Origin of the sequence: Streptomyces sp. NPDC059524 (genome assembly GCF_042749255.1) — a bacterium.
Taxonomy (GTDB): Bacteria; Actinomycetota; Actinomycetes; order Streptomycetales; family Streptomycetaceae; genus Streptomyces; species Streptomyces xanthii.
This window is the reverse complement of record NZ_JBHYTK010000017.1, coordinates 58,232-77,477: the sequence shown is the minus strand read 5'-3', so window position 1 is coordinate 77,477 and position 19,246 is coordinate 58,232. Positions and strand designations below refer to the sequence as shown.

Annotated in this window: 14 protein-coding genes; 5 read left to right on the top strand and 9 right to left on the bottom strand. The window is 72.6% G+C overall.

The genetic code is table 11. The annotated features are described in order from the left end of the window. Nucleotides 1-170 precede the first annotated feature (170 nt). Nucleotides 171-2,714: a type VII secretion protein EccCb gene (gene eccCb, locus ACFW9D_RS07870; protein ID WP_384619106.1), complete on the top strand. Its 2,544-nt coding sequence runs from the start codon at nt 171-173 to the stop codon at nt 2,712-2,714. Here eccCb and ACFW9D_RS07865 read toward each other — a convergent pair. From ACFW9D_RS07865 to ACFW9D_RS07845, 5 genes are all read right to left on the bottom strand, one after another. Continuing rightward, nucleotides 2,672-3,820 (bottom strand): XdhC family protein, encoded by a 1,149-nt coding sequence (locus ACFW9D_RS07865; protein ID WP_384619104.1) that lies wholly within the window; start codon nt 3,818-3,820, stop codon nt 2,672-2,674. The two genes, eccCb and ACFW9D_RS07865, sit on opposite strands and share 43 nt — an antisense overlap. A gap of 43 nt (nt 3,821-3,863) precedes the next feature. Further along, nucleotides 3,864-5,321, bottom strand: a complete 1,458-nt coding sequence (locus tag ACFW9D_RS07860; protein ID WP_188336208.1) for an NCS2 family permease — start codon at nt 5,319-5,321, stop codon at nt 3,864-3,866. 183 nt (nt 5,322-5,504) lie between these two features. Continuing rightward, nucleotides 5,505-7,904, bottom strand: a complete 2,400-nt coding sequence (locus ACFW9D_RS07855) for a xanthine dehydrogenase family protein molybdopterin-binding subunit (protein WP_188336209.1) — start codon at nt 7,902-7,904, stop codon at nt 5,505-5,507. Nucleotides 7,905-7,908: 4 nt separating this feature from the next. Beyond that, nucleotides 7,909-8,493, bottom strand: a complete 585-nt coding sequence (locus tag ACFW9D_RS07850) for a (2Fe-2S)-binding protein (protein ID WP_188336210.1) — start codon at nt 8,491-8,493, stop codon at nt 7,909-7,911. Next, nucleotides 8,493-9,383: an FAD binding domain-containing protein gene (locus tag ACFW9D_RS07845; RefSeq protein WP_384619100.1), complete on the bottom strand. Its 891-nt coding sequence runs from the start codon at nt 9,381-9,383 to the stop codon at nt 8,493-8,495. The genes ACFW9D_RS07850 and ACFW9D_RS07845 overlap by 1 nt, the downstream gene beginning before the upstream one ends. A gap of 318 nt (nt 9,384-9,701) precedes the next feature. Between ACFW9D_RS07845 and ACFW9D_RS07840 the strand changes: the two genes are divergently transcribed. After that, complete coding sequence (locus ACFW9D_RS07840) at nt 9,702-11,384, top strand: PucR family transcriptional regulator (protein WP_188341234.1); 1,683 nt, start codon at nt 9,702-9,704, stop codon at nt 11,382-11,384. Between the two features lie 150 nt (nt 11,385-11,534). Next, nucleotides 11,535-12,311, top strand: coding sequence for a hypothetical protein (locus tag ACFW9D_RS07835; RefSeq protein WP_188336212.1), 777 nt, complete (start codon nt 11,535-11,537; stop codon nt 12,309-12,311). 381 nt (nt 12,312-12,692) lie between these two features. Here the strand turns inward: ACFW9D_RS07835 and ACFW9D_RS07830 are convergent, their stop codons facing one another. Beyond that, nucleotides 12,693-13,484: a GntR family transcriptional regulator gene (locus tag ACFW9D_RS07830; RefSeq protein WP_384619097.1), complete on the bottom strand. Its 792-nt coding sequence runs from the start codon at nt 13,482-13,484 to the stop codon at nt 12,693-12,695. 146 nt (nt 13,485-13,630) lie between these two features. On the opposite strand from ACFW9D_RS07830, the gene ACFW9D_RS07825 reads away from it, so the two are divergent. Beyond that, entirely contained in the window at nt 13,631-14,485 is an 855-nt protein-coding gene (locus ACFW9D_RS07825) for a (2Fe-2S)-binding protein (RefSeq protein WP_384619095.1), read from the top strand. A 211-nt stretch (nt 14,486-14,696) separates the two neighbouring features. Next, nucleotides 14,697-15,785 (top strand): DUF2637 domain-containing protein, encoded by a 1,089-nt coding sequence (locus ACFW9D_RS07820; RefSeq protein WP_384619092.1) that lies wholly within the window; start codon nt 14,697-14,699, stop codon nt 15,783-15,785. Nucleotides 15,786-15,960: 175 nt separating this feature from the next. On the opposite strand, the gene ACFW9D_RS07815 is transcribed toward ACFW9D_RS07820, so the two are convergent. The 3 genes from ACFW9D_RS07815 to ureG form a co-directional block, all read right to left on the bottom strand. Further along, nucleotides 15,961-17,595 carry an alpha/beta hydrolase gene (locus tag ACFW9D_RS07815; protein ID WP_384619091.1) on the bottom strand — a complete coding sequence of 545 codons (1,635 nt, stop codon included), beginning with the start codon at nt 17,593-17,595 and terminating at the stop codon, nt 15,961-15,963. A 130-nt stretch (nt 17,596-17,725) separates the two neighbouring features. Continuing rightward, the gene (locus ACFW9D_RS07810; protein ID WP_384619088.1) at nt 17,726-18,502 is read right to left on the bottom strand and encodes an urease accessory protein UreD; all 777 of its coding nucleotides are present in this window, start codon (nt 18,500-18,502) and stop codon (nt 17,726-17,728) included. Continuing rightward, nucleotides 18,499-19,179 (bottom strand): urease accessory protein UreG, encoded by a 681-nt coding sequence (ureG, locus tag ACFW9D_RS07805; protein ID WP_384619085.1) that lies wholly within the window; start codon nt 19,177-19,179, stop codon nt 18,499-18,501. The genes ACFW9D_RS07810 and ureG overlap by 4 nt, the downstream gene beginning before the upstream one ends. Nucleotides 19,180-19,246: the final 67 nt, after the last annotated feature.

The window sequence follows — 19,246 nt, the reverse complement described above, 5'->3', positions numbered from 1 at the left end:
TCCGCGTCCCGGGGGGGGGGCCCGGGGCCCCCGGGGGCCCCGGGGGGGGTGTGGGGGGGGGGGGGGCGCCCCCCCCCCCCCCCCGGCGCGGGGGCGGCGATTCTGTGTTGGGGCGCGCCGGGGGGCCCCCCCCCCGGTTTCACACCGCGGTGGCCCTCCGCCCCCGGTGGTTGTTGTACGTTCTGGTCCGCGCCTTCTCGGTGCCCCTCCCCGGTCTCGACCGGGCAGCCCTGCGCGAGGCGACGCCCGGCCTCGGGGCACCGATCGGCCTGTCCGACATCGGCCGGCCGCTCGTCCTCGACCCGATCGGTCCCGGGCACGGCGGGACGGGGCCGCACGGTCTGCTGGTCGGCGCGGCCGGCTCCGGCAAGTCCGAACTGCTGCGCACTCTCGTGCTGTCGCTCGCGCTGCACCACGCTCCGGAGAACCTGAACTTCCTGCTGGTGCCCACCGGTGACGAACTCACCTTCGCGGGACTGACCGCGCTGCCACACGTGTCCGCCACTGTCGGCCTCGACCCCGACCTCACCGAACCGGCAGCCCTGGAGCGGGTGATGGAGGCCCTGCGCGGCGAACTGGCCCGCCGTCAGGACCTGGTGAACCGTGGTGTCGACCTCCATGACAACCGGCCGGCCCTGGAGAAGGGCCCCGAGCCGGCGAAGTTGCCCAGACTGGTCGTGGTGATCGAGGACTTCTCCGGGCTCGTGGAGGCGAAACCCGACCTGATGGACCTGCTCGTCCACATCGGGCGGGTCGGCCGCACCCTCGGGGTGCACCTGCTGCTGGGCGCACGGCGTCTCGGGGAGAACACGCTGCGCGGCATCGGCCCGTTCCTGTCGTACCGGTTGGCGCTGCGCACGGCGACCGCCGAGGAGTCCCGGGCGGTGATCGGCGTGCCCGATGCCAACCGACTGCCCCGCGACCCCGGCGTCGGCTACCTGCAGACGGGCTCGGACGTACTGCAGCGCTTCACCACCGCCTATGTCTCCGCTCCGCACCGGTCGGGACCCGAATCCGTCCTGGACGTCGTCGCGGGAAGCCTCACCGACGACGGCCCGCGGGCGCGCCCGGTGATCCTTCCGCCCCTCGAGGAACCTCCCGCGCTCGACACGTTGCTGGACTCCCCGGGCGAGCTGTCCCACGGCAGCCTGCGGGTCCCTTTGGGTCTCACCGACAAGCCGTACGAGCAGCGACGTGCCCCGTTCGTCCTCGGCTTCGCCGCACGGGACGGCGGGCACGCGATGGTGGTCGGCCGTCCCGGCACGGGCAAGACCACCCTGCTGGCGACGCTCGTCTGCGCCTTCGCGCTGACCCACGCGCCGACCGAGACGCAGTTCTACGTCCTCGACCTCGACGGCGGCCTGGCGGGCCTGGCCGGGCTGCCGCACGTGGGCGGGGTCGCCGGGCGCGCCGACCGGGACAAGGTTCGCCGCACCGTCGCCGAGGTCAGCGGAATCCTCGCCCGGCGCGAGAAGTGGGCGACCTCCGCGAAGGGGCCCGACCGCGACCCGGACGACCCATGGGGTGAGGTGTTCCTGCTGGTCGACGGCATGGCCACACTACGTGCCGAGTTCGAGTCGCTGGAACCGGAGATGGAGACCCTGGCCCGGCACGGCCGGATGTTCGGGGTGCATCTCGTGGTGACCGCAACGCGTCACCCCGACGTCCGGCCGGTGCTGCACGACCAGTTCGAGCACCTCGTCGAGTTGCGACTGTCCGATCCGGCCGAATCCCGGATCGACCGCACGCGGGCCGCGATGGTCCCGCGCAACGCGCCCGGTCACGCCCTGACACAGAGCCGGGACCTGGTGCTGACCGCCCTGCCCCGCCCGCACGACTCGACGGCGGAGGCTCCCGAGGCGCTGGCCGAACTGGTGGCCGCGGCCCAGGAACGCTGGACCGGGCACCCGCCCGCACCGCGGCTGCGCATGCTGCCGCAGCTGCTCACCCCGGCCGAACTGCCGCCTCGTGAGGGCACACCCGGCGAGGTAGTGCGCATCGGCCTCGGCGAGACGAGTCTCGACCCCATGGACGTGGACTTCGCGACCAGCCCGTTCTTCCTCGTGATGGGCGAACCCGGGTCGGGGAAGTCCTCGTTCCTCCGGATGGTCGGACGGCGGATCACCGAGCAACTCGGCAACCGTCAGGCACAGTTGCTGGTCGCCGACTACCGCCGGGCCCTGCTCGGCGAATTCCCCGACCACATCCGGGCGGGCTACGCGACCTCGGGTCCGGAACTGGCCTCCATGGCCGCCCAGCTGGCGGGGGCTCTCAGCGAGCGGATCCCGGGGCCCGAGGTGACCACGCGGCAGCTCAAGGAGCGCAGCTGGTACACGGGGGCACATGCCTACCTGCTGGTGGACGACTACGACCTGGTGGCCCTGCCGTCGGGCAACCCCCTCCAGCCCCTGATCGAACTGCTGCCCTACGCCCGCGAGGTGGGCCTGCGGGTGGTGCTCACCCGAAACGCGTCCGGGGCCGCCCGGAGCCTGTACGAGCCGTTTCTCCAGCGTGTGCGGGAACTGGCGCCCATGGGGATCGTGCTCTCCGGCGACCGGTCGGAGGGTGCCCTGCTCGGCTCGGCCCGGCCGCGCCGCGAGCCTCCGGGCCGCGGCACCCTGGTCGACCCCAAGCACGGTGAACGGCGGATCCAACTGGCGTACGAGCCGCCTCAGGCCACCGACCCGATCGAGCGGGGCGCTCCCGGTTCGTGATGGATCGGCGTGTGGGCGCCGGTCAGGGAGGCGCCGGTGCCGCCGCGGCGGTTCGCGACGATCTCCGAGGCGATGGAGACCGCCACCTCCTCCGGCGTGCGGGCGCCGAGGTCGAGGCCGATCGGGGAGCGCAGGCGGGCGAGGTCGAGTTCGGTGACGCCGACCTCGCGCAGACGCTCGTTGCGGTCGAGGTGGGTACGGCGCGAACCCATCGCGCCGACGTAGGCGACGGGCAGGCGCAGCGCGAGTTCGAGCAGCGGCACGTCGAACTTGGCGTCGTGGGTGAGGACGCAGAGCACGGTGCGGCCGTCGACCTCGGTGCGCTCGAGGTACTTGTGCGGCCATTCGACGACGAGCTCGTCGGCCTCGGGGAAGCGCGCGGCGGTCGCGAAGACGGGCCGGGCGTCGCAGACGGTGACGTGGTAGCCGAGGAACTTGCCCATCCGCACGAGCGCGGAGGCGAAGTCGATGGCGCCGAAGACGATCATGCGCGGGGGCGGGACCGAGGACTCCACGAGGAGGGTGAGCGGGGCGCCGCAGCGGGAGCCCTGTTCGCCGATCTCCAGGGTGCCGGTGCGGCCGGCGTCGAGGTAGGCGCCCGCTTCGGCGGCGACAGTGCGGTCGAGTTCGGGATGGGCGCCGAAACCGCCGTCGTACGTGCCGTCGGGGCGGACCAGGAGGGCGCGGCCGAGCAGGTCGGCCGGGCCCGCGACGATCCGGGCGAGGGCCGCCGCCTCCGCCGTGGCGGCGGCCCTCAGCGCGGTCTCGATCACGCCCCGCACGGCCGGGTCCCCGGCGCGTACCGGCGTGACGAGGATGTCGATGACGCCGCCGCAGGTCAGCCCCACGGCGAAGGCGTCGTCGTCGCTGTACCCGAAGCGCTCCAGGCGGGTGACCCCGTCCTCGAGCGCCTCCTGGCACAGCTCGTAGACCGCCCCTTCCACACAGCCGCCGGAGACCGAACCGATCGCGGTGCCCTCGCGGTCGACGGCGAGAGCCGCGCCGGGCTGCCGGGGCGCGCTGCCGCCGACGGCCACCACGGTGGCCACGGCGAAGTCGCGTCCCTGCTCGGCCCATCGGCTGAGTTCTGCCGCGATGTCCAGCATGTCTCGGTCTCCTTCGGCGATGACGTGGAAGGGGCGGCGGGCGTCAGTGGACGCCGAGCCAGCCCTCGATCGGGTTGAGGGCGAAGTACACGAGGAAGATCGCGGTCAGGCCCCACATGAAGGCCCCGATCTCCCGCGCCTTGCCCTGGGCGATCTTGATGGCGACCCAGGAGATGACGCCCGCGGCGACACCGGTGGTGATGGTGTACGTGAAGGGCATCAGGACCACGGTGAGGAACACCGGGATCGCGGTGGCGCGGTCGGCCCAGTCGACGTGCCGGGCGTTCATCATCATCATGGCGCCGATGACGACGAGCGCGGCGGACGCGACCTCCTGCGGGACGATCGCGGTGACCGGCGTGAAGAACAGGCAGGCCGCGAAGAACAGGCCGGTGACGGCGGAGGCGAGACCCGTGCGGGCCCCCTCGCCGACGCCGGTGGCGGACTCGACGAAGACGGTCTGGCCGGAGCCGCCCGCCACACCGCCGATGGCGCCGCCCGCGCCGTCGATGAACAGCGCCTTGGACAGGCCCGGCATCCGGCCCTTGTCGTCGGCGAGCTTGGCCTCGGTGCCGACGCCGATGATGGTGGCCATCGCGTCGAAGAAGCCGGCGAGCACCAGGGTGAAGACGATCATGCCGACCGTCATGGCGCCGACCTCGCCCCAGCCGCCGAACTCGACCTTGCCGAAGAGCGAGAAGTCCGGGGTGGAGACGGCGCTGCCGTGCAGTTCGGGCGCTCCGTTGGCCCACTGCTTGGGGCTGATGACACCGGTCGCGTTGAGGATCATCGCGACGACGGTGCCGGAGATGATGCCGATCAGGATCGCGCCGGGGGTGTTGCGCGCCTGCAGCATGAAGATCAGGAGGAGCGTGCCCGCGAAGAGCAGGACGGGCCAGCCGGCGAGTTCGCCCGCGGGGCCGAGCGTGAGCGGGGTGGCCTTGCCGACGTGCACGAAGCCGGACTTGTAGAGGCCGATCAGGGCGATGAAGAGGCCGATGCCCATGGTGATGCCGTGCTTGAGCGCCAGCGGGATCGCGTTCATGATCATCTCGCGCAGGCCGGTGACGACCAGGAGCATGATCACGACGCCGTACATCACGCACATGCCCATGGCCTGCGGCCAGGTCATCTCGGGGGCGACCTGCGAGGAGATCACACCGGAGACGGACAGGCCCGCGGCGAGCGCGAGCGGCACCTTGCCGACGAAGCCCATGAGGAGCGTGGTGAACGCGGCGGCGAAGGCGGTCGCGGTGATCAGGGCCTTCTGGCCCAGGGTGTCACCGGCGGCGTCCTTGCCGGACAGGATCAGCGGGTTGAGCAGCAGGATGTACGCCATGGCCATGAAGGTCGTGACGCCACCGCGCACTTCGCGTGCGACGGAGGATCCTCGTTCGGATATGTGGAAGTACCGGTCGAGCCAAGACCTGCCGGCGGGCTGGCGCGTGCCCGCGCCCGCGTCGTCGGCGGTGGTCTTCGGCTCCACAGACTGCTGGGTCATGGTGCCTCGTTTCCCAAGGTTCAAAGGGGCACCCGCGAAATACTCGTATTCAGGCGGGTTTTGGGATGGCTGCACGACCCGGGGGACGGCCCGAGGCGCATGGGGTTCTGGAGGACTGAGTGCTTCCGGGTCCTTCAGGTGTTCACCGGTCCGGCCCCCGCGGGGGCCGGACCGGCCGACGGATCAGGCGGAGACCGTGCCCGTCAGGTGCTCGGGGCGGACGGGGGTCCGGTCGAGCGCGAGACCCGTCGCGTTCCGGATCGCCGCGAGGACGGCCGGGGTGGACGACAGGGTGGGTGCCTCGCCGATGCCGCGCAGCCCGTACGGGGCGTGCTCGTCGGCGAGTTCGAGCACGTCGACCGGGATGGTCGGCGTGTCGAGGATGGTGGGGATCAGGTAGTCCGTGAAGGACGGGTTCCTGACCTTGGCGGTCTTCGGGTCGACGATGATCTCTTCCATCACCGCGACGCCGAGGCCCTGGGTGGTGCCGCCCTGGATCTGGCCGACCACGGAGAGCGGGTTGAGCGCCTTGCCGACGTCCTGGGCGCAGGCCAGTTCGATGACCTTGACCAGGCCGAGCTCGGTGTCGACCTCGACGACGGCGCGGTGCGCGGCGAACGAGTACTGGACGTGCCCGTTGCCCTGCCCGGTGCGCAGGTCGAAGGCCTCGGTGGGCCGGTGGCGCCACTCCTCCTCCAGCTCCACGACCTCGTCCTCCAGGACGTCGACCAGGTCCGCGAGGACCTCGCCGCCGTCGGTGACGACCTTGCCGCCCTCCAGGAGCAGTTCGGCGGTGGCCCAGGCCGGGTGGTAGGTGCCGAGCTTGCGGCGGCCGATCTCCAGGACCTTCTCGCGCACCAGCTCGCAGGCGTTCTTGACGGCGCCGCCGGTCACGTACGTCTGCCGGGAGGCGGACGTGGAGCCGGCCGAGCCGACCTGGGTGTCGGCGGGGTGGATGGTCACCTGCGTGACGCCCAGTTCGGTGCGGGCGATCTGCGCGTGGACGGTGACGCCGCCCTGGCCGACCTCGGCCATCGCGGTGTGCACGGTGGCGACGGGCTGGCCGTTGATGACCTCCATGCGCACCTTGGCGGTGGAGTAGTCGTCGAAGCCCTCGGAGAAGCCGACGTTCTTGATGCCGACGGCGTAGCCGATGCCGCGGACGACGCCCTCGCCGTGCGTGGTGTTGGACAGGCCGCCGGGCAGCTGGCGCACGTCGGCGCCCTCGCTGGACTCCCACTGGCGCTCGGGCGGCAGCGGCATCGCCTTGATGCGGCGCAGCAGTTCGGCGACCGGGGCGGGCGAGTCGACGGGCTGGCCCGTCGGCATGATCGTGCCCTGCTCCATGGCGTTCAGCTGGCGGAACTCGACCCGGTCCATGCCCAGCTTGTCGGCCAGTTTGTCCATCTGGGCCTCGTACGCGAAGCAGGCCTGGACGGCGCCGAAGCCGCGCATGGCGCCGCAGGGCGGGTTGTTCGAGTAGAGGGCGATGGCCTCGATGTCGACGTCGTCGATCACGTACGGGCCGACCGACAGGGACGAGGCGTTGCCGACGACCGCCGGGGAGGCGGAGGCGTAGGCGCCGCCGTCCAGGACGATCTTGCACTTCATGTGCGTGAGCTTGCCGTCCTTGGTCGCCCCGTGCTCGTAGTAGAGCTTGGCGGGGTGGCGGTGGACGTGCCCGAAGAAGGACTCGAAGCGGTTGTAGACGATCTTCACGGGCTTGCCGGTGCGCAGGGCGAGCAGGCACGCGTGGATCTGCATCGAGATGTCCTCGCGGCCGCCGAAGGCACCGCCGACGCCGGAGAGCGTCATACGGACCTTCTCCTCGGGCAGGCCGAGGACCGGGGCGATCTGGTGGAGGTCCGAGTGCAGCCACTGGGTGGCGACGTACAGGTCGACGCCGCCGTCCTCGGCCGGCACGGCGAGGCCGGACTCGGGGCCGAGGAAGGCCTGGTCCTGCATGCCGAAGGTGTACTCGCCCTTGACGATGACGTCGGCGCGCTTGGCGGCCTCGTCGGCGTCGCCGCGCACGATGGGCTGGCGGTGCACGATGTTCGGGTGCGGTACGTGCCCGGCGTGGTGGTCGTCGCGGCCCTCGTGGACGAGGATCGCGTCCGGCGCGGTCGCGGAGGCCTCGTCGGTGATGACGGGCAGTTCGCGGTACTCGACCTTGATCTTGGCGGCGGCGCGGCGCGCCGTCTCCGGGTGGTCGGCGGCGACGATCGCGACGGGCTCGCCGTGGTGGCGGACCTTGCCGTGCGCGAGGACGGGCGTGTCCTGGATCTCCAGGCCGTAGTTCTTCACGTCCGTCGGCAGGTCGTCGTACGTGAGGACGGCGTAGACGCCGGAGGTGGCGAGGGCCTCGCCGGTGTCGATCGAGACGATCTCGGCGTGCGCGACCGGGGAGCGCAGGACCTGGCCCCACAGCATGTCCTCGTGCCACATGTCGGACGAGTACGCGAACTCGCCGGTGACCTTGAGGGTGCCGTCCGGGCGGAGCGTGGACTCGCCGATGCCGCCCTTGGTCTGCGATCCCTGCGTGACCTTCGCGGGGATACCGGTGGTACGGGTGTCAGCCATGTCCTCAGACCTCCTCGGACTGGCGCGCGGCGGCGAGCCGGACCGCGTCCATGATCTTCTCGTAGCCCGTGCAGCGGCACAGGTTGCCGGAGAGGGCCTCGCGGATGTCCGCGTCCGACGGGTTGGGGTTGCGCTCGAGCATCTCGTCGGCGGCGACGAGCAGACCCGGGGTGCAGAAGCCGCACTGGACGGCGCCCGCGTCGATGAACGCCTGCTGGATCGGGGCCAGTTCGGCGCCCTCACCGGTCTGCGAGTCGGTGCCCTTGGCGGACCAGCCCTGGGCCTCCTGGAGGGAGGTGCCGCAGGCGCCGCCCTCGGCGTGGGAGCCGCAGGAACGCTGGGCGGCGAAGTCGGCGAGACCCTCGACGGTGACGACGTCGCGGCCCTCGACCTGGCCGGCGGCCACGAGGCAGGAACAGACGGGGACGCCGTCGAGGCGGACGGTGCAGGAACCGCACTCGCCCTGCTCACAGGCGTTCTTGGAGCCGGGCAGGCCCATGCGCTCGCGCAGGACGTAGAGCAGGGACTCGCCCTCCCACACGTCGTCGGCTTCCTGCTGACGGCCGTTGACCGTGAAATTGACGCGCATTACGCGACTCCCTCCGTGCCGGCGGCGGTGCCGCGGTAGGCCTCCCAGGCCCAGGTGAGCGTGCGGCGGGCCATGATGCCGACCGCGTGGCGGCGGTACGAGGCGGTACCGCGCACGTCGTCGATCGGGTTGCAGGCGGCGGAGCACAGGTCCGCGAACTGCTTGGCGACCGACGGGGTGATGATCTTGCCGTTGTCCCAGAAGCCGCCCTCGTCGAGCGCCGCGTTCAGGAACTGCTCGGCCTCCTTGGCGCGGATCGGGGTCGGGGCCGCCGAGCCGATGCCGGTGCGCACGGTGCGCGTCTCGGGGTGGACCGCGAGACCGAAGGCGCACACGGCGATGACCATCGCATTGCGCGTGCCGACCTTCGAGTACTGCTGCGGTCCGTCGGCCTTCGGGAGGTGGACGGCGCGGATCAGCTCGTCGGCGGCGAGCGCGTTGCGCTTCACGCCGGTGTAGAACTCGTCGATCGGGATCCTGCGGCTGCCGCGCACGGACTCGACCTCGACCTCGCCGCCGGAGGCGAGCAGGGCCGGGTGGGCGTCACCGGCCGGGGAGGCGGTGCCGAGGTTGCCGCCGACGCCGCCGCGGTTGCGGATCTGCGGGGAGGCGACCGTGTGCGAGGCGAGCGCCAGGCCCGGCAGCTCGGTCCGCAGGTTCTCCATGATCTTGGTGTACGGGACGGAGGCGCCGAGCCGGACCGTCTCCTCGCCCACCTCCCACTCGCCGAGCTCACCGATGCGGTTGAGGTCGAGGAGGTACTCGGGTCGGCGGTGGTCGAAGTTGATCTCGACCATCACATCGGTGCCACCCGCAATCGGCACGGCTGTGGGGTGCTCGGCCTTGGCGGCGAGCGCCTCCTCCCAGCTGGCGGGGCGAAGGAAGTCCATGAGTGGCTCTCTTCTGGGTCTCGTTCGTGGATCGTGCGGTGCGTGGATCGTGTGCGCTGCGTTCGAGCCACGGGATGTGCGGATCGCAGGGGCTCGTTCATGTGCTGTTCACGTGGAGTGGGCCCAGTACACCGCCGTGTGCTCCGCCAGGGTCAGTCACGGAAACCATGAAGGAGTTGGCTGACCACGACGGGTGTCTTGTAGATTCGTATGAACGGAGCACATCGGTAACCCCTCCGACTTCCTCCGGACACCGTGGGCACAGGCGTCCGGACCTGGGAAGGCATCACTTCGAGACAGATCGGCGGCGACGACGACATGCGGCTGCGCGCATTGCTGGACACGGACGCGCTGGGCCTCAGGCTCCTCGGCGGCGAGGACGAGCTGGACCGCTCGGTCCGCGGCGTGATGACCACGGATCTGCGCGATCCGAGCCGCTATCTGTCCGGCGGCGAGCTGGTGCTCACGGGCCTGGCCTGGCGGCGCGGGCCCGACGATTCCGAGCCTTTCGTGCGCATTCTCCAGTCTGCCGGAGTCGTCGCCCTGGCGGCGGGCGAGGCCGAGCTGGGAGATGTGCCCGAGGACCTGGTGCAGGCCTGCGCCCGGCACCGGCTGCCGCTGTTCGCGGTGAACGAGTCGGTGGCCTTCGCGACGATCACCGAGCACGTCGTGCGGCAGGTGTCCGGCGAGCGGGCCGGCGACCTCGCGGCCGTCGTGGACCGGCACCGGCGCCTGATGACCTCGGGCCCCGCCGGCGGCGGCCCGGACGTGGTCCTGGACCTGCTCGGCAGCGACCTGGACCTGAACGCCTGGGTGCTCTCCCCCGCCGGACGGGCCATCGCGGGCGCCGGCGCGGCCGCGCCCGAGCTGCCCGCGTCCGTGTGCGCGCGGCTGGCCGCCGAGCACCTGTCGGCGACCCGGGCGGGCCGGCGCGCTCCGCACCGGGTGGCGATCGACGGCACGACGTACTCGCTGTTCCCGATCAGGAGCGGCGGCCGGGGCGCGGCGGCCACCGCCGGCGGGCGCGACGTGCGCGCGACGGTGCTCTCGGACTGGCTGCTCGCCGTCGAGGCCGACGCGGGCGACTGGCCCGAGGAGCGGCTCGACCTGCTCCAGGGCGTCACCCAGCTGATCTCCGTCGAGCGGGACCGGCGGGACGCGGCGCGCACGGTGCGGCGCCGGCTCGCCCAGGAGGTCCTGGAGCTGGTCCAGACGGGCGCGGCGCCCGCCGAGATCGCGGCCCGCCTGCGGGTGGCCGCTCCGGTGCTCCTGCCGGGGCTCGGCACCGCCCCGCACTGGCAGGTCGTCGTGGCCCGCGTCGAGTGGCAGGACAGCGATCTCGAGGGCGGCCAGGTGGCCCAGTCGCTGCTCGAGGAGATCCTCGTCGACCCGCTGTCGGCGGGCCCGGAGCCCTCCGACCGGATCGCGGTCGCGCACAGCGGCGACGAGGCGATCGCCCTGGTCCCGCTGCCCGCCGTGGCCACCGACCACGACGGCGCCGAGCAGGGCCTCATCGCGGACGCGCTGCTGACGGCCGTACGGGCTCCGCTGTCGGCGGGTCTCGCGGACGACGGACGGCTCACCATCGGCGTCAGCGCCGCCGTGCACTCCGCGGAGGGGCTGCGCGGCGCTCTGGAGGAGGCCCGGCACGCCCGGCGCGTCGCGGCCGCCCGTACGGGCCTGGTCTGCGCGGCCGGGCACCAGGAGCTGGCCTCGCACGTGCTGCTGCTGCCGTTCGTGCCGGACGACGTGCGGCGCGCGTTCACGGCCCGGCTGCTCGACCCGCTGCGCGAGTACGACCGCAAGCACCGCGCCGAGCTGATCCCGACCCTGGAAGCGTTCCTCGACTGCGACGGCTCCTGGACGCGCTGCGCCTCCCGCCTCCACCTGCACGTGAACACGCTGCGCTACCGCGTGGGCCGGATCGAGCAACTGACGAACCGTGATCTTTCCCGCCTGGAGGACAAGCTGGACTTCTTCCTGGCCCTGCGCATGAGCTGACACGGCGTCACGGCCATATCGGTTACGGGACCCGTCCGGAACCCCACCCCTTTGTGAAATCTTTCACCCACCCCCTTGGCCGGGCACCGTGATCCGTGCTGAGATTCCGCCACGGCAACTCGGCTCGATGGCGTGCTCGGGGAGGGCAACGTGGCGCATACCGCCATGTCTGGTACCGGAACGAACCCAGCGGACGATCCACTCCAGACCGCGGTATGGCGGCTGCGCTCGCGCGGCTGCTGGGTCGACGCGGCGGCCCTCCTGGAGCCGCACGCGGCCGACGACCCCGGCGCCGCGCTGCAGCGGGCCGCGCTGTTCGTGGAGCGGTGCCTGTACACGGAGCAGGGCTGGGCGGACGCGGAGGACGCGCTGCGGGCCGCGGAGGCGGTGGCCCAGACGGACGAGCAGCGGGGCGCGGCTGCCTGCGAGCGCGGCCAACTCGCCTACGCCGCCACGCTGTTGAAGGTGCGGGACCGGGTCGACGAGGCGCGGTCCGCGTTCGGGCGGGCGGCCGCGCTGATCGCGCCGGGGGCGGCGCGGCGGGCGGTGCTCGACTTCCGGCGGGGGCTGATGGCGGAGAACCTCGCGGATTCGCCGCAGGCGGCGCGGGCCGCGTACCGGCGGGCCCATGCCGGGGCGACGGCGCACGGCGACGCCCTCCTCCTGTCCTTCACGTGGCGGCACCTGGCCGGCCTGTCCCTCCGCGAGGGCGAGCTGAAGGAGGCCCGCCACGGATTCGCCGAGTCCCTGCGCCTGCGCGAGGAACTCGGCTACCTCGTCGGCACGGCGCCGGCCCTGGTCTCCCTGGCCGAGGCCGAGCCCGAACCGGAGACGAAGGCCCGCCTCCGCGAGGAGGCGACCCGCCTCTTCCGCCTCCTGGGCGGCGTCCCGACGTGGCTGGCCAGCGCGTTGCCTGCGGCGGCCTGACCGTTCCGCGCAGCGCCGTCACCCCCTGCTCGTCGGGCGACCACCGGCCGGTGGGGGCTGGTCGCGCAGTTCCCCGCGCCCCTGAAATGCAGACGCTTCGCGCCGCATTTCCCCGACGGGGCGCACGGAGTGTGCCTTCAGGGGCGCGGGGCTGTACCCGATCAGCGACTCCGTCGCGGGGCGCGAGGCGGTGGACCCTAGGGCGCACAGAGTGTGCCTTCCAGCGGCGCGGGGCTGTACCCGATCAGCGACTCCGTCGCGGGGCGCGAGGCGGTGGACCCCGGGGCGCACGGAGTGTGCCTTCAGGGGCGCGGGGAACTGCGCGAGAAGCCCCGCCGGCCGGTGGTCGGGGGCGAAACGGTACGCGGCAGGCGGGTCCCGTCAGATCGTGGTGGGGTGGGGGCCGTAATGGGCCGCCAGGGTCAGGGAGACGGCCGCCAGGTCGTGGGACTCCAGCGCGTCCAGCAGCGCCACGTGCTGCGCCGCGTCACCGACCAGATCCACCCCGGCCCACACCACCCGGCGCCGAAGATCGTCCGCGACGCGTACGAGCTGCTCGTTCCCCGAAAGGCTCAGGACCGCCCGGTGAAAGGCCCGGTCCGCGTCGGCGTACCGGGCGATGTCACCGGCGCGGGCGGCGGCCAGGGTCTCCAGCGCGGCCGGACGCAGGCCGCTCCAGCGCGCGGGCGCGACCGTCCGGGCCAGCCGCGACATCACCGGCACCTCGACGAGCGCCCGCACCTCGGCCAGCTCGGAGAGCTCCCGCGCCGTCCGCGCAGTGACCCGGAACCCCCGGTTCGGCACGACTTCGACGGCCCCCTCACGGGCCAGCTGCTGCATCGCCTCCCGCACGGGCGTGGCCGAGACCCCGAACCGCTCCCCCAGCGCCGGCGCCGAGTACACCTCGCCGGGCGCCAGCTCGCCGGAGAGCAGCGCGGCCCGCAGCCCGTCGAGCACCTGCCCCCGCACGGAGGACCGCTCCACGGTCCCGCGCAGGGCGACCCTGGGCGCGGGCGGCTCGCTGTGCGTGTGCTCGCCCCGGCTCTGCTCCGGCACGGTCGGCACGGACTGCGCGACAGACCCGGCCGCACGGCCGGCCGGCGAACCCGGCGAACCCGGCGAACCCGGAGACGCGTGCGCCGCACGCCCCCCGACCTGCTCGACCCCGGTCATCCGCTCGCCGCCGTTCCTTGCCGTTCCTCGCCAATTTGTCCGAACCCAACCCAGAACCATAGGCCGCCCGGCCCGCAGTTCAAACCCCGAAACCTTCGGGTAAGGTAAGGCTTACCTGCAAACGATCGTGATTCGGTGGTCCCTGCATGACCCTCGTCACCCCGGCGCCCGCCGCGGCGCACAGCGCGGTCTCGACCGCGTACGCCCGTCTCACCGAGGTGTTCCCGAGCCTGCGCGTCATCGAGCTCGACGCCGCCGCCCCGCTGCCCGCGGAGCCCGGATGGGTCCGCACGGAGCAGCTCGCCGAGGGCGGCGCGGCGCTCGACGCCTTCCTCGCCTGGGACGACGCGCAGGTGGTCAAGGACTACGGGCAGCGGGCCCGCCCGGACGTCGTCGCGAGCTTCGGCCTGCACCGCTACGCCTGGCCCGCATGCCTGCTGATCACGGTCCCCTGGTTCCTGCACCGCCGGGTGCCCCGCTTCCCCGCCGCGCACGTGTCGTTCCAGCGCGCGCTCGGCCGGATGGCCGTACGGGTCACCGATTTCGCCTGCCTGCCCGACGACCCGGCGGCGACGCAGCCCGGCGCCCGGGTCGTCCCGGACGAGGAGGCGCTGCGCGCCGAGGTCCGGGCCGCGGTCGCGGAGCACCTCCAGCCCGTCCTGACCGGTTTCGGCCCCCGGATGCGGCGCGGCCCGCGCGCCCTGTGGGGCATGGCGACGGACGAGATCGTCGAGGGCCTCTGGTACGTCGGCCATCTGCTCGGCGAGGAGCGCCGCGCGATGACGGAGCTGGCCGAGCTGCTGCCGGGCACGACCAAGCCGTACGTCGGCAAGGCCGCGTTCCGTGAGCTGGCCGGACCCGACGGCCGGCCGCTGCCGACCCGCGACCGGGCGAGCTGCTGCCTCTTCTACACGCTGCGCCCCGAGGACACCTGTGTGACCTGCCCTCGGACCTGCGACGCGGACCGCGTCACGAAGCTGACGGCGACGGCCGCGGCCTGAACCGCAACCGCCCCTCACCCGAACCACCCGTTCGAGTGAGGGGAATCGAACTCAACTCTCATCATTGAGGCGGGAGTTCGAGCGTACGGCCATTTTGCGCGCCCCCTTGCACTCCAATGGCGTTCTCTTGTCCCGAATCCCCCCTGCGGGCTCGGACGGCTGGGCCAATATGGCGCCCGAAACGCCCTATCGCGATTGCAAGGGACCCCAGATGAGACTGACCGACATATCGCTGGACTGGCTGCTTCCCGGCGCCGTACTGCTCCTGGGCATGCTGGCGGCGGTGGCGGTGCTCGCGCGCGGCAGGCGCGCCGGGGACGGCAAGAAAGGCGCTTCGGCCGACGAGTCGTGGGAGCGCAGCGAGGAGCGCCGCAGGCGCAAGGAGGCCCTGTACGGCACGGCCTCCTATCTGCTCCTGTTCTGCTGTGCCGCGGTCGCCGCCGCGCTCTCCTTCCACGGCCTGGTCGGCTTCGGCCGGCAGAACCTGAACCTGTCCGGGGGCTGGGAGTACCTCGTCCCCTTCGGGCTCGACGGCGCCGCCATGTTCTGCTCGGTGCTCGCGGTGCGCGAGGCCAGCCACGGCGACGCCGCGCTCGGCTCGCGCATACTCGTGTGGACGTTCGCCGGCGCCGCCGCCTGGTTCAACTGGGTGCACGCGCCGCGCGGCCTCGACCACGCGGGCGCGCCTCACTTCTTCGCGGGGATGTCCCTGTCGGCGGCGGTGCTCTTCGACCGCGCCCTGAAGCAGACGCGCCGCGCGGCGCTGCGCGAACAGGGCCTGGTGCCGCGGCCGCTGCCGCAGATCCGAATCGTCCGGTGGCTGCGCGCGCCCCGGGAGACGTACAGCGCCTGGTCGCTGATGCTCCTGGAGAACGTGCGGACGCTGGACGAGGCCGTGGACGAGGTGCGCGAGGACAAGCGGGAGAAGGCCCAGGAGCGGACGCGGCGGCGCGAGCACGAGAAGCTGGAGCGCGCGCAGCTGCGGGCGCTCAGCCGCGGACACCGCACGTATCTGAGCCGGGCCGACGCCCCGGAGGCCGAGGCGGCGGCGGTGCCGGCCGTGACGGCGGGCGGCGGCGCCCCTCAGGGCGGCGCGGAGCCCGCCATATCGCCGGGGACCCAGCCCTCGCAGGAACAGCTGCCGCTGCGCGCGCGGCCCTCGCTGCAAGCCGTCAAAGGAGGCGCTGACCAGAAGCCGGCGGTGACCGTCGACCTCACGGCGGAGGACGACACGCAGGCCCTGCCGCGGCTCGACACCCTCGAGCAGAAGCTCAAGGACCTGGAGCAGCAGTTCGGCTGACGCCAGGTCCCGCGCCGGTGGGTGGGCCGCCGCCCCCGCCGCTGCTCGGGCTGGGGCGTCACGATGTGAACAACAACACCGACGCGCGCGCCGCCGCCGCCGCGGCCCCGCCCCCCGCCCCCCCGCGCGCGCGCGGGCCCCCGGGCCGGTCGTGTGCGTGGTGCTCAGCGATCCGTCACGGCTTGGGCGTGGCGTGCGGGGCGCACGTCACGTCCTTGCTGTCCACCTTGCCCGTGAGCAGGTAGGTGTCGACCCGGTCGTTGATGCAGGGGTTCGTCAGGCCCGTGACGCCGTGCGAGCCAGCGTCCTTCTCGGTGATGAGACGGGAGCCCTGGAACCGCTTGTGCAGCTCGACGGCGCCGTCGTACGGGGTGGCGGCGTCGCGCTCCGACTGCACGATGAGGACCGAGGGCAGACCCTTGCCGGTCTTCACGTTCAGAGGGGTCTGCTGCTTGGTCTTCCACGTGGCGCACGGCAGGTTCATCCACGCGTTGGCCCACGTCATGAACGGGTACTGCTTGTGCAGCTCCGTGTTGTCGCGGTCCCAACGCTGCCAGCTGGTCGGCCACTTGGCGTCGGCGCACTCCACGGCCGTGTAGACCGCGTTGCCGTTCTCGGAGGACGCGTTGCCCTTGGTGTCCGACATGTCGGGGGCGGCGGCGTCGACGAGCGCCTGGGTGTCACCGGCGACGTACTTGCTCCACACCTGGGCGGTGGGCACCCACGCGGAGTCGTAGTACGGCGCGCTCTGGAAGAAGCTGATGAGCTCGGCCGGGCCGACGACCCCGCCGATGGGGCTCTTCTTCGCGGCCGCGCGCAGGGTCTCCCACTGCTTCTGGACCTTGTCGCGGGTGTCGCCGAGGTGGAAGGTCGCGTCGTTCTTGGCGACCCAGTCCTGCCAGTCCTTCCAGCGGCCCTCGAAGGCGATGTCCTGGTTCAGGTTCGCCTGGTACCAGATGTTGTCCTTCGCCGGGTTGACGACGGAGTCGACAATCATGCGGCGGACGTGGCCCGGGAAGAGGGTGCCGTAGACGGCGCCGAGGTAGGTGCCGTACGAGACGCCCAGGTAGTTGAGCTTCTTCTCGCCGAGGGCGGCACGGATGACGTCGAGGTCACGCGCGGTGTTCGGCGTCGTCATGTGCGGCAGCATCTCGCCGCTGCGCTCGTAGCAGCCGTCCGCGTACTCCTTGGCGAGCTTGCGCTGGGCAAGCTTGTCCGCCTCGGTGTCGGGGACCGGGTCGGCCTTGGGCGCCTTGACGAACTCCTGCGGGTCGACGCAGGAGATCGGGGCGGAGTGGCCGACACCACGCGGGTCGAAGCCGACGAAGTCGTACGCCTTCGCCATCTTCGCGTAGATCGGGTTCTTGTTGGTCACGCGCGTCGGGAAGCGCATGCCCGAACCGCCGGGGCCGCCCGGGTTGTAGACGAGGGCGCCCTGGCGCTCGTCCTTGGTGCCCGTGCTGCCGACGCGGTCGACGGCCAGCTTGATCTGCTTGCCGTTCGGCTTGGCGTAGTCGAGCGGGACGGTGACCCAGCCGCACTGGATCGGCGAGGCCAGACCCCAGTCGGCGGGGCAGTCCTTCCAGTCGATGCCCTGCTTCTCCGCGCGCGCGGCGGCCAGAGCGGCTCCGCGTGCCTCGCGGTCGTAGGACGTCTGACCGCTCTTCTGCGGCGCCGCGTTGGCGGCGGGGGCGCTGACCGCGCCCGCTATCAGCGCCGCGGCCGCAAAGGCGCCCGCGGAGCCGATCACCACCTTCCGGCTGCCGCGACTCGTCTGTCGAGTCCGTCTCAAGTGAGCCCTCCCGCACATCGATTCGATCGTTACGTCGATCGTGTTGCTGATCGGTAGCCGGATCCTGTCGTGCGCGCGGGACTTCGAACAGGGTTGACGGGCGTTCTTTACCAATCCGATAAACGGTATAACTCGTCCCGGTCAGCGGTCAGGTGAGCCGGGCCAGCGCCAGGTCGAGCGTCCGGCGCAGCCGCAGCCCGTCCGGCGCGACGGCGGTGACCAGCACGGCGGGGCCCGCGAGCGGGGTCAGCGCGGCCGTCCCCGACTCGTCGAGCAGGCAGGCCGCCGGCTTGTCCCGGTCGAAATCGGGACGTACGACCACCAGTTGCCCCAGTGCCCGGTGGCCCGCGAGGACGGCGGGACCGTCCCAGCCCCCGGGCGCGCCGGGGCCGCAGGTCAGCTCCTGGTCGAGCAGCGGCCGGCCCGCGCGCCACACGGTCAGACGGCCGGCGAGGCGTCCTGGTTGCTCGCCGGCCCGGCCCAGCATCTGTTCCTCGCGCAGCACGAGGTGGGCGCCGGGTGCGAGTTCCGCGCGCGTGGTGACGCGCAGGTCGCTGCCGCCGGCCGAGATCAGCTGCTCGGGCAGCCAGTCGAGGCGGGCCCCGTCCGCGACCGTGAGCCGTACGTCCTGGCGGGCCTCGCCCCCGGACTGGCCGGGCAGCGCGATCGTCGCGGCGACCGATCCGACGTGCAGGTGAGCACCCTCCTCCGCGTGCGCCTCGAAGGTGCAGTGGTCGCCGCCGAGGGGGCCGCCCATCGCGCCGACCAGCAGGACGCGGGCCTGCGCCCCGGCGCCGCGGGTGCGGCGCAGGGCGAACGAGCCCTCGCTCTCCAGGACCGGCAGGGCCGTGCCGCCCCGGCCGTCACCGCGCGCGACGACGCGGGCGACGGACCGGACGCCGGCCCGGGCCTGACGGGTGCTCACGCGGCGGTCCAGGCGGCGATGCGCTCCCGGACCCAGCCGGCCACCTCGCCGACGCCGCCCTCGGCGCGCAGCGACTGGAAGACGACGGGGAGCTCGCCCCGCTGCTTCTGGGCGTCGGCGGACATCCGGTCGAGGTCGGAGCCGACATGGGGGGCGAGGTCGGTCTTGTTGACGACGAGGAGGTCGGCGGTGGTGACGCCGGGGCCGCCCTTGCGGGGAATGTCGTCGCCGCCCGCGACGTCGATGACGAAGATCTGGGCGTCGACGAGGCCCTTGGAGAAGGTGGCGGTCAGGTTGTCGCCGCCGGACTCGACGAGGACCAGGTCGAGCGGTCCGACCTCGTCCTCCAGGTCCTCGACGGCCTCCAGGTTGGCGGAGATGTCGTCGCGGATGGCGGTGTGCGGGCAGGCGCCGGTCTCCACGGCGGTGATCCGCTCGGGCGGCAGGACGGCCTCGCGCAGCAGGAACTCGGCGTCCTCGCGCGTGTAGATGTCGTTCGTGACGACGGCGAGGGACAGTTCGTCGCGCAGGGCGCGGCACAGGGCGGCGACGGTGGCGGTCTTGCCGGACCCCACGGGCCCGCCGAGCCCGATGCGCAGGGCCCGCCGATTCCCGTCGGGGCGCCGGGCATCGGCGGAGACGGCGGACGCGTCGTCGTGAGAGTGACCAAGGTGCATGACGTTCTTCAACTCCAATGAGACAGGCCCCCAGCCCGTCCGGCGCTTGAGGACGAGGCCGTTCAGG

Excerpts from the sequence above, each read along its gene's own strand:
- ACFW9D_RS07865 (WP_384619104.1), bottom strand. The coding sequence starts at position 3,820 with ATGCTGGACATCGCGGCAGAACTCAGCCGATGGGCCGAGCAGGGACGC.
- ACFW9D_RS07860 (WP_188336208.1), bottom strand. The coding sequence starts at position 5,321 with ATGACCCAGCAGTCTGTGGAGCCGAAGACCACCGCCGACGACGCGGGC.
- ACFW9D_RS07855 (WP_188336209.1), bottom strand. The coding sequence starts at position 7,904 with ATGGCTGACACCCGTACCACCGGTATCCCCGCGAAGGTCACGCAGGGA.
- ACFW9D_RS07850 (WP_188336210.1), bottom strand. The coding sequence starts at position 8,493 with ATGCGCGTCAATTTCACGGTCAACGGCCGTCAGCAGGAAGCCGACGAC.
- ACFW9D_RS07845 (WP_384619100.1), bottom strand. The coding sequence starts at position 9,383 with ATGGACTTCCTTCGCCCCGCCAGCTGGGAGGAGGCGCTCGCCGCCAAG.
- ACFW9D_RS07840 (WP_188341234.1), top strand. The coding sequence starts at position 9,702 with ATGCGGCTGCGCGCATTGCTGGACACGGACGCGCTGGGCCTCAGGCTC.
- ACFW9D_RS07830 (WP_384619097.1), bottom strand. The coding sequence starts at position 13,484 with ATGACCGGGGTCGAGCAGGTCGGGGGGCGTGCGGCGCACGCGTCTCCG.
- ACFW9D_RS07825 (WP_384619095.1), top strand. The coding sequence starts at position 13,631 with ATGACCCTCGTCACCCCGGCGCCCGCCGCGGCGCACAGCGCGGTCTCG.
- ACFW9D_RS07820 (WP_384619092.1), top strand. The coding sequence starts at position 14,697 with ATGAGACTGACCGACATATCGCTGGACTGGCTGCTTCCCGGCGCCGTA.
- ACFW9D_RS07815 (WP_384619091.1), bottom strand. The coding sequence starts at position 17,595 with ATGTGCGGGAGGGCTCACTTGAGACGGACTCGACAGACGAGTCGCGGC.
- ureG (WP_384619085.1), bottom strand. The coding sequence starts at position 19,179 with ATGCACCTTGGTCACTCTCACGACGACGCGTCCGCCGTCTCCGCCGAT.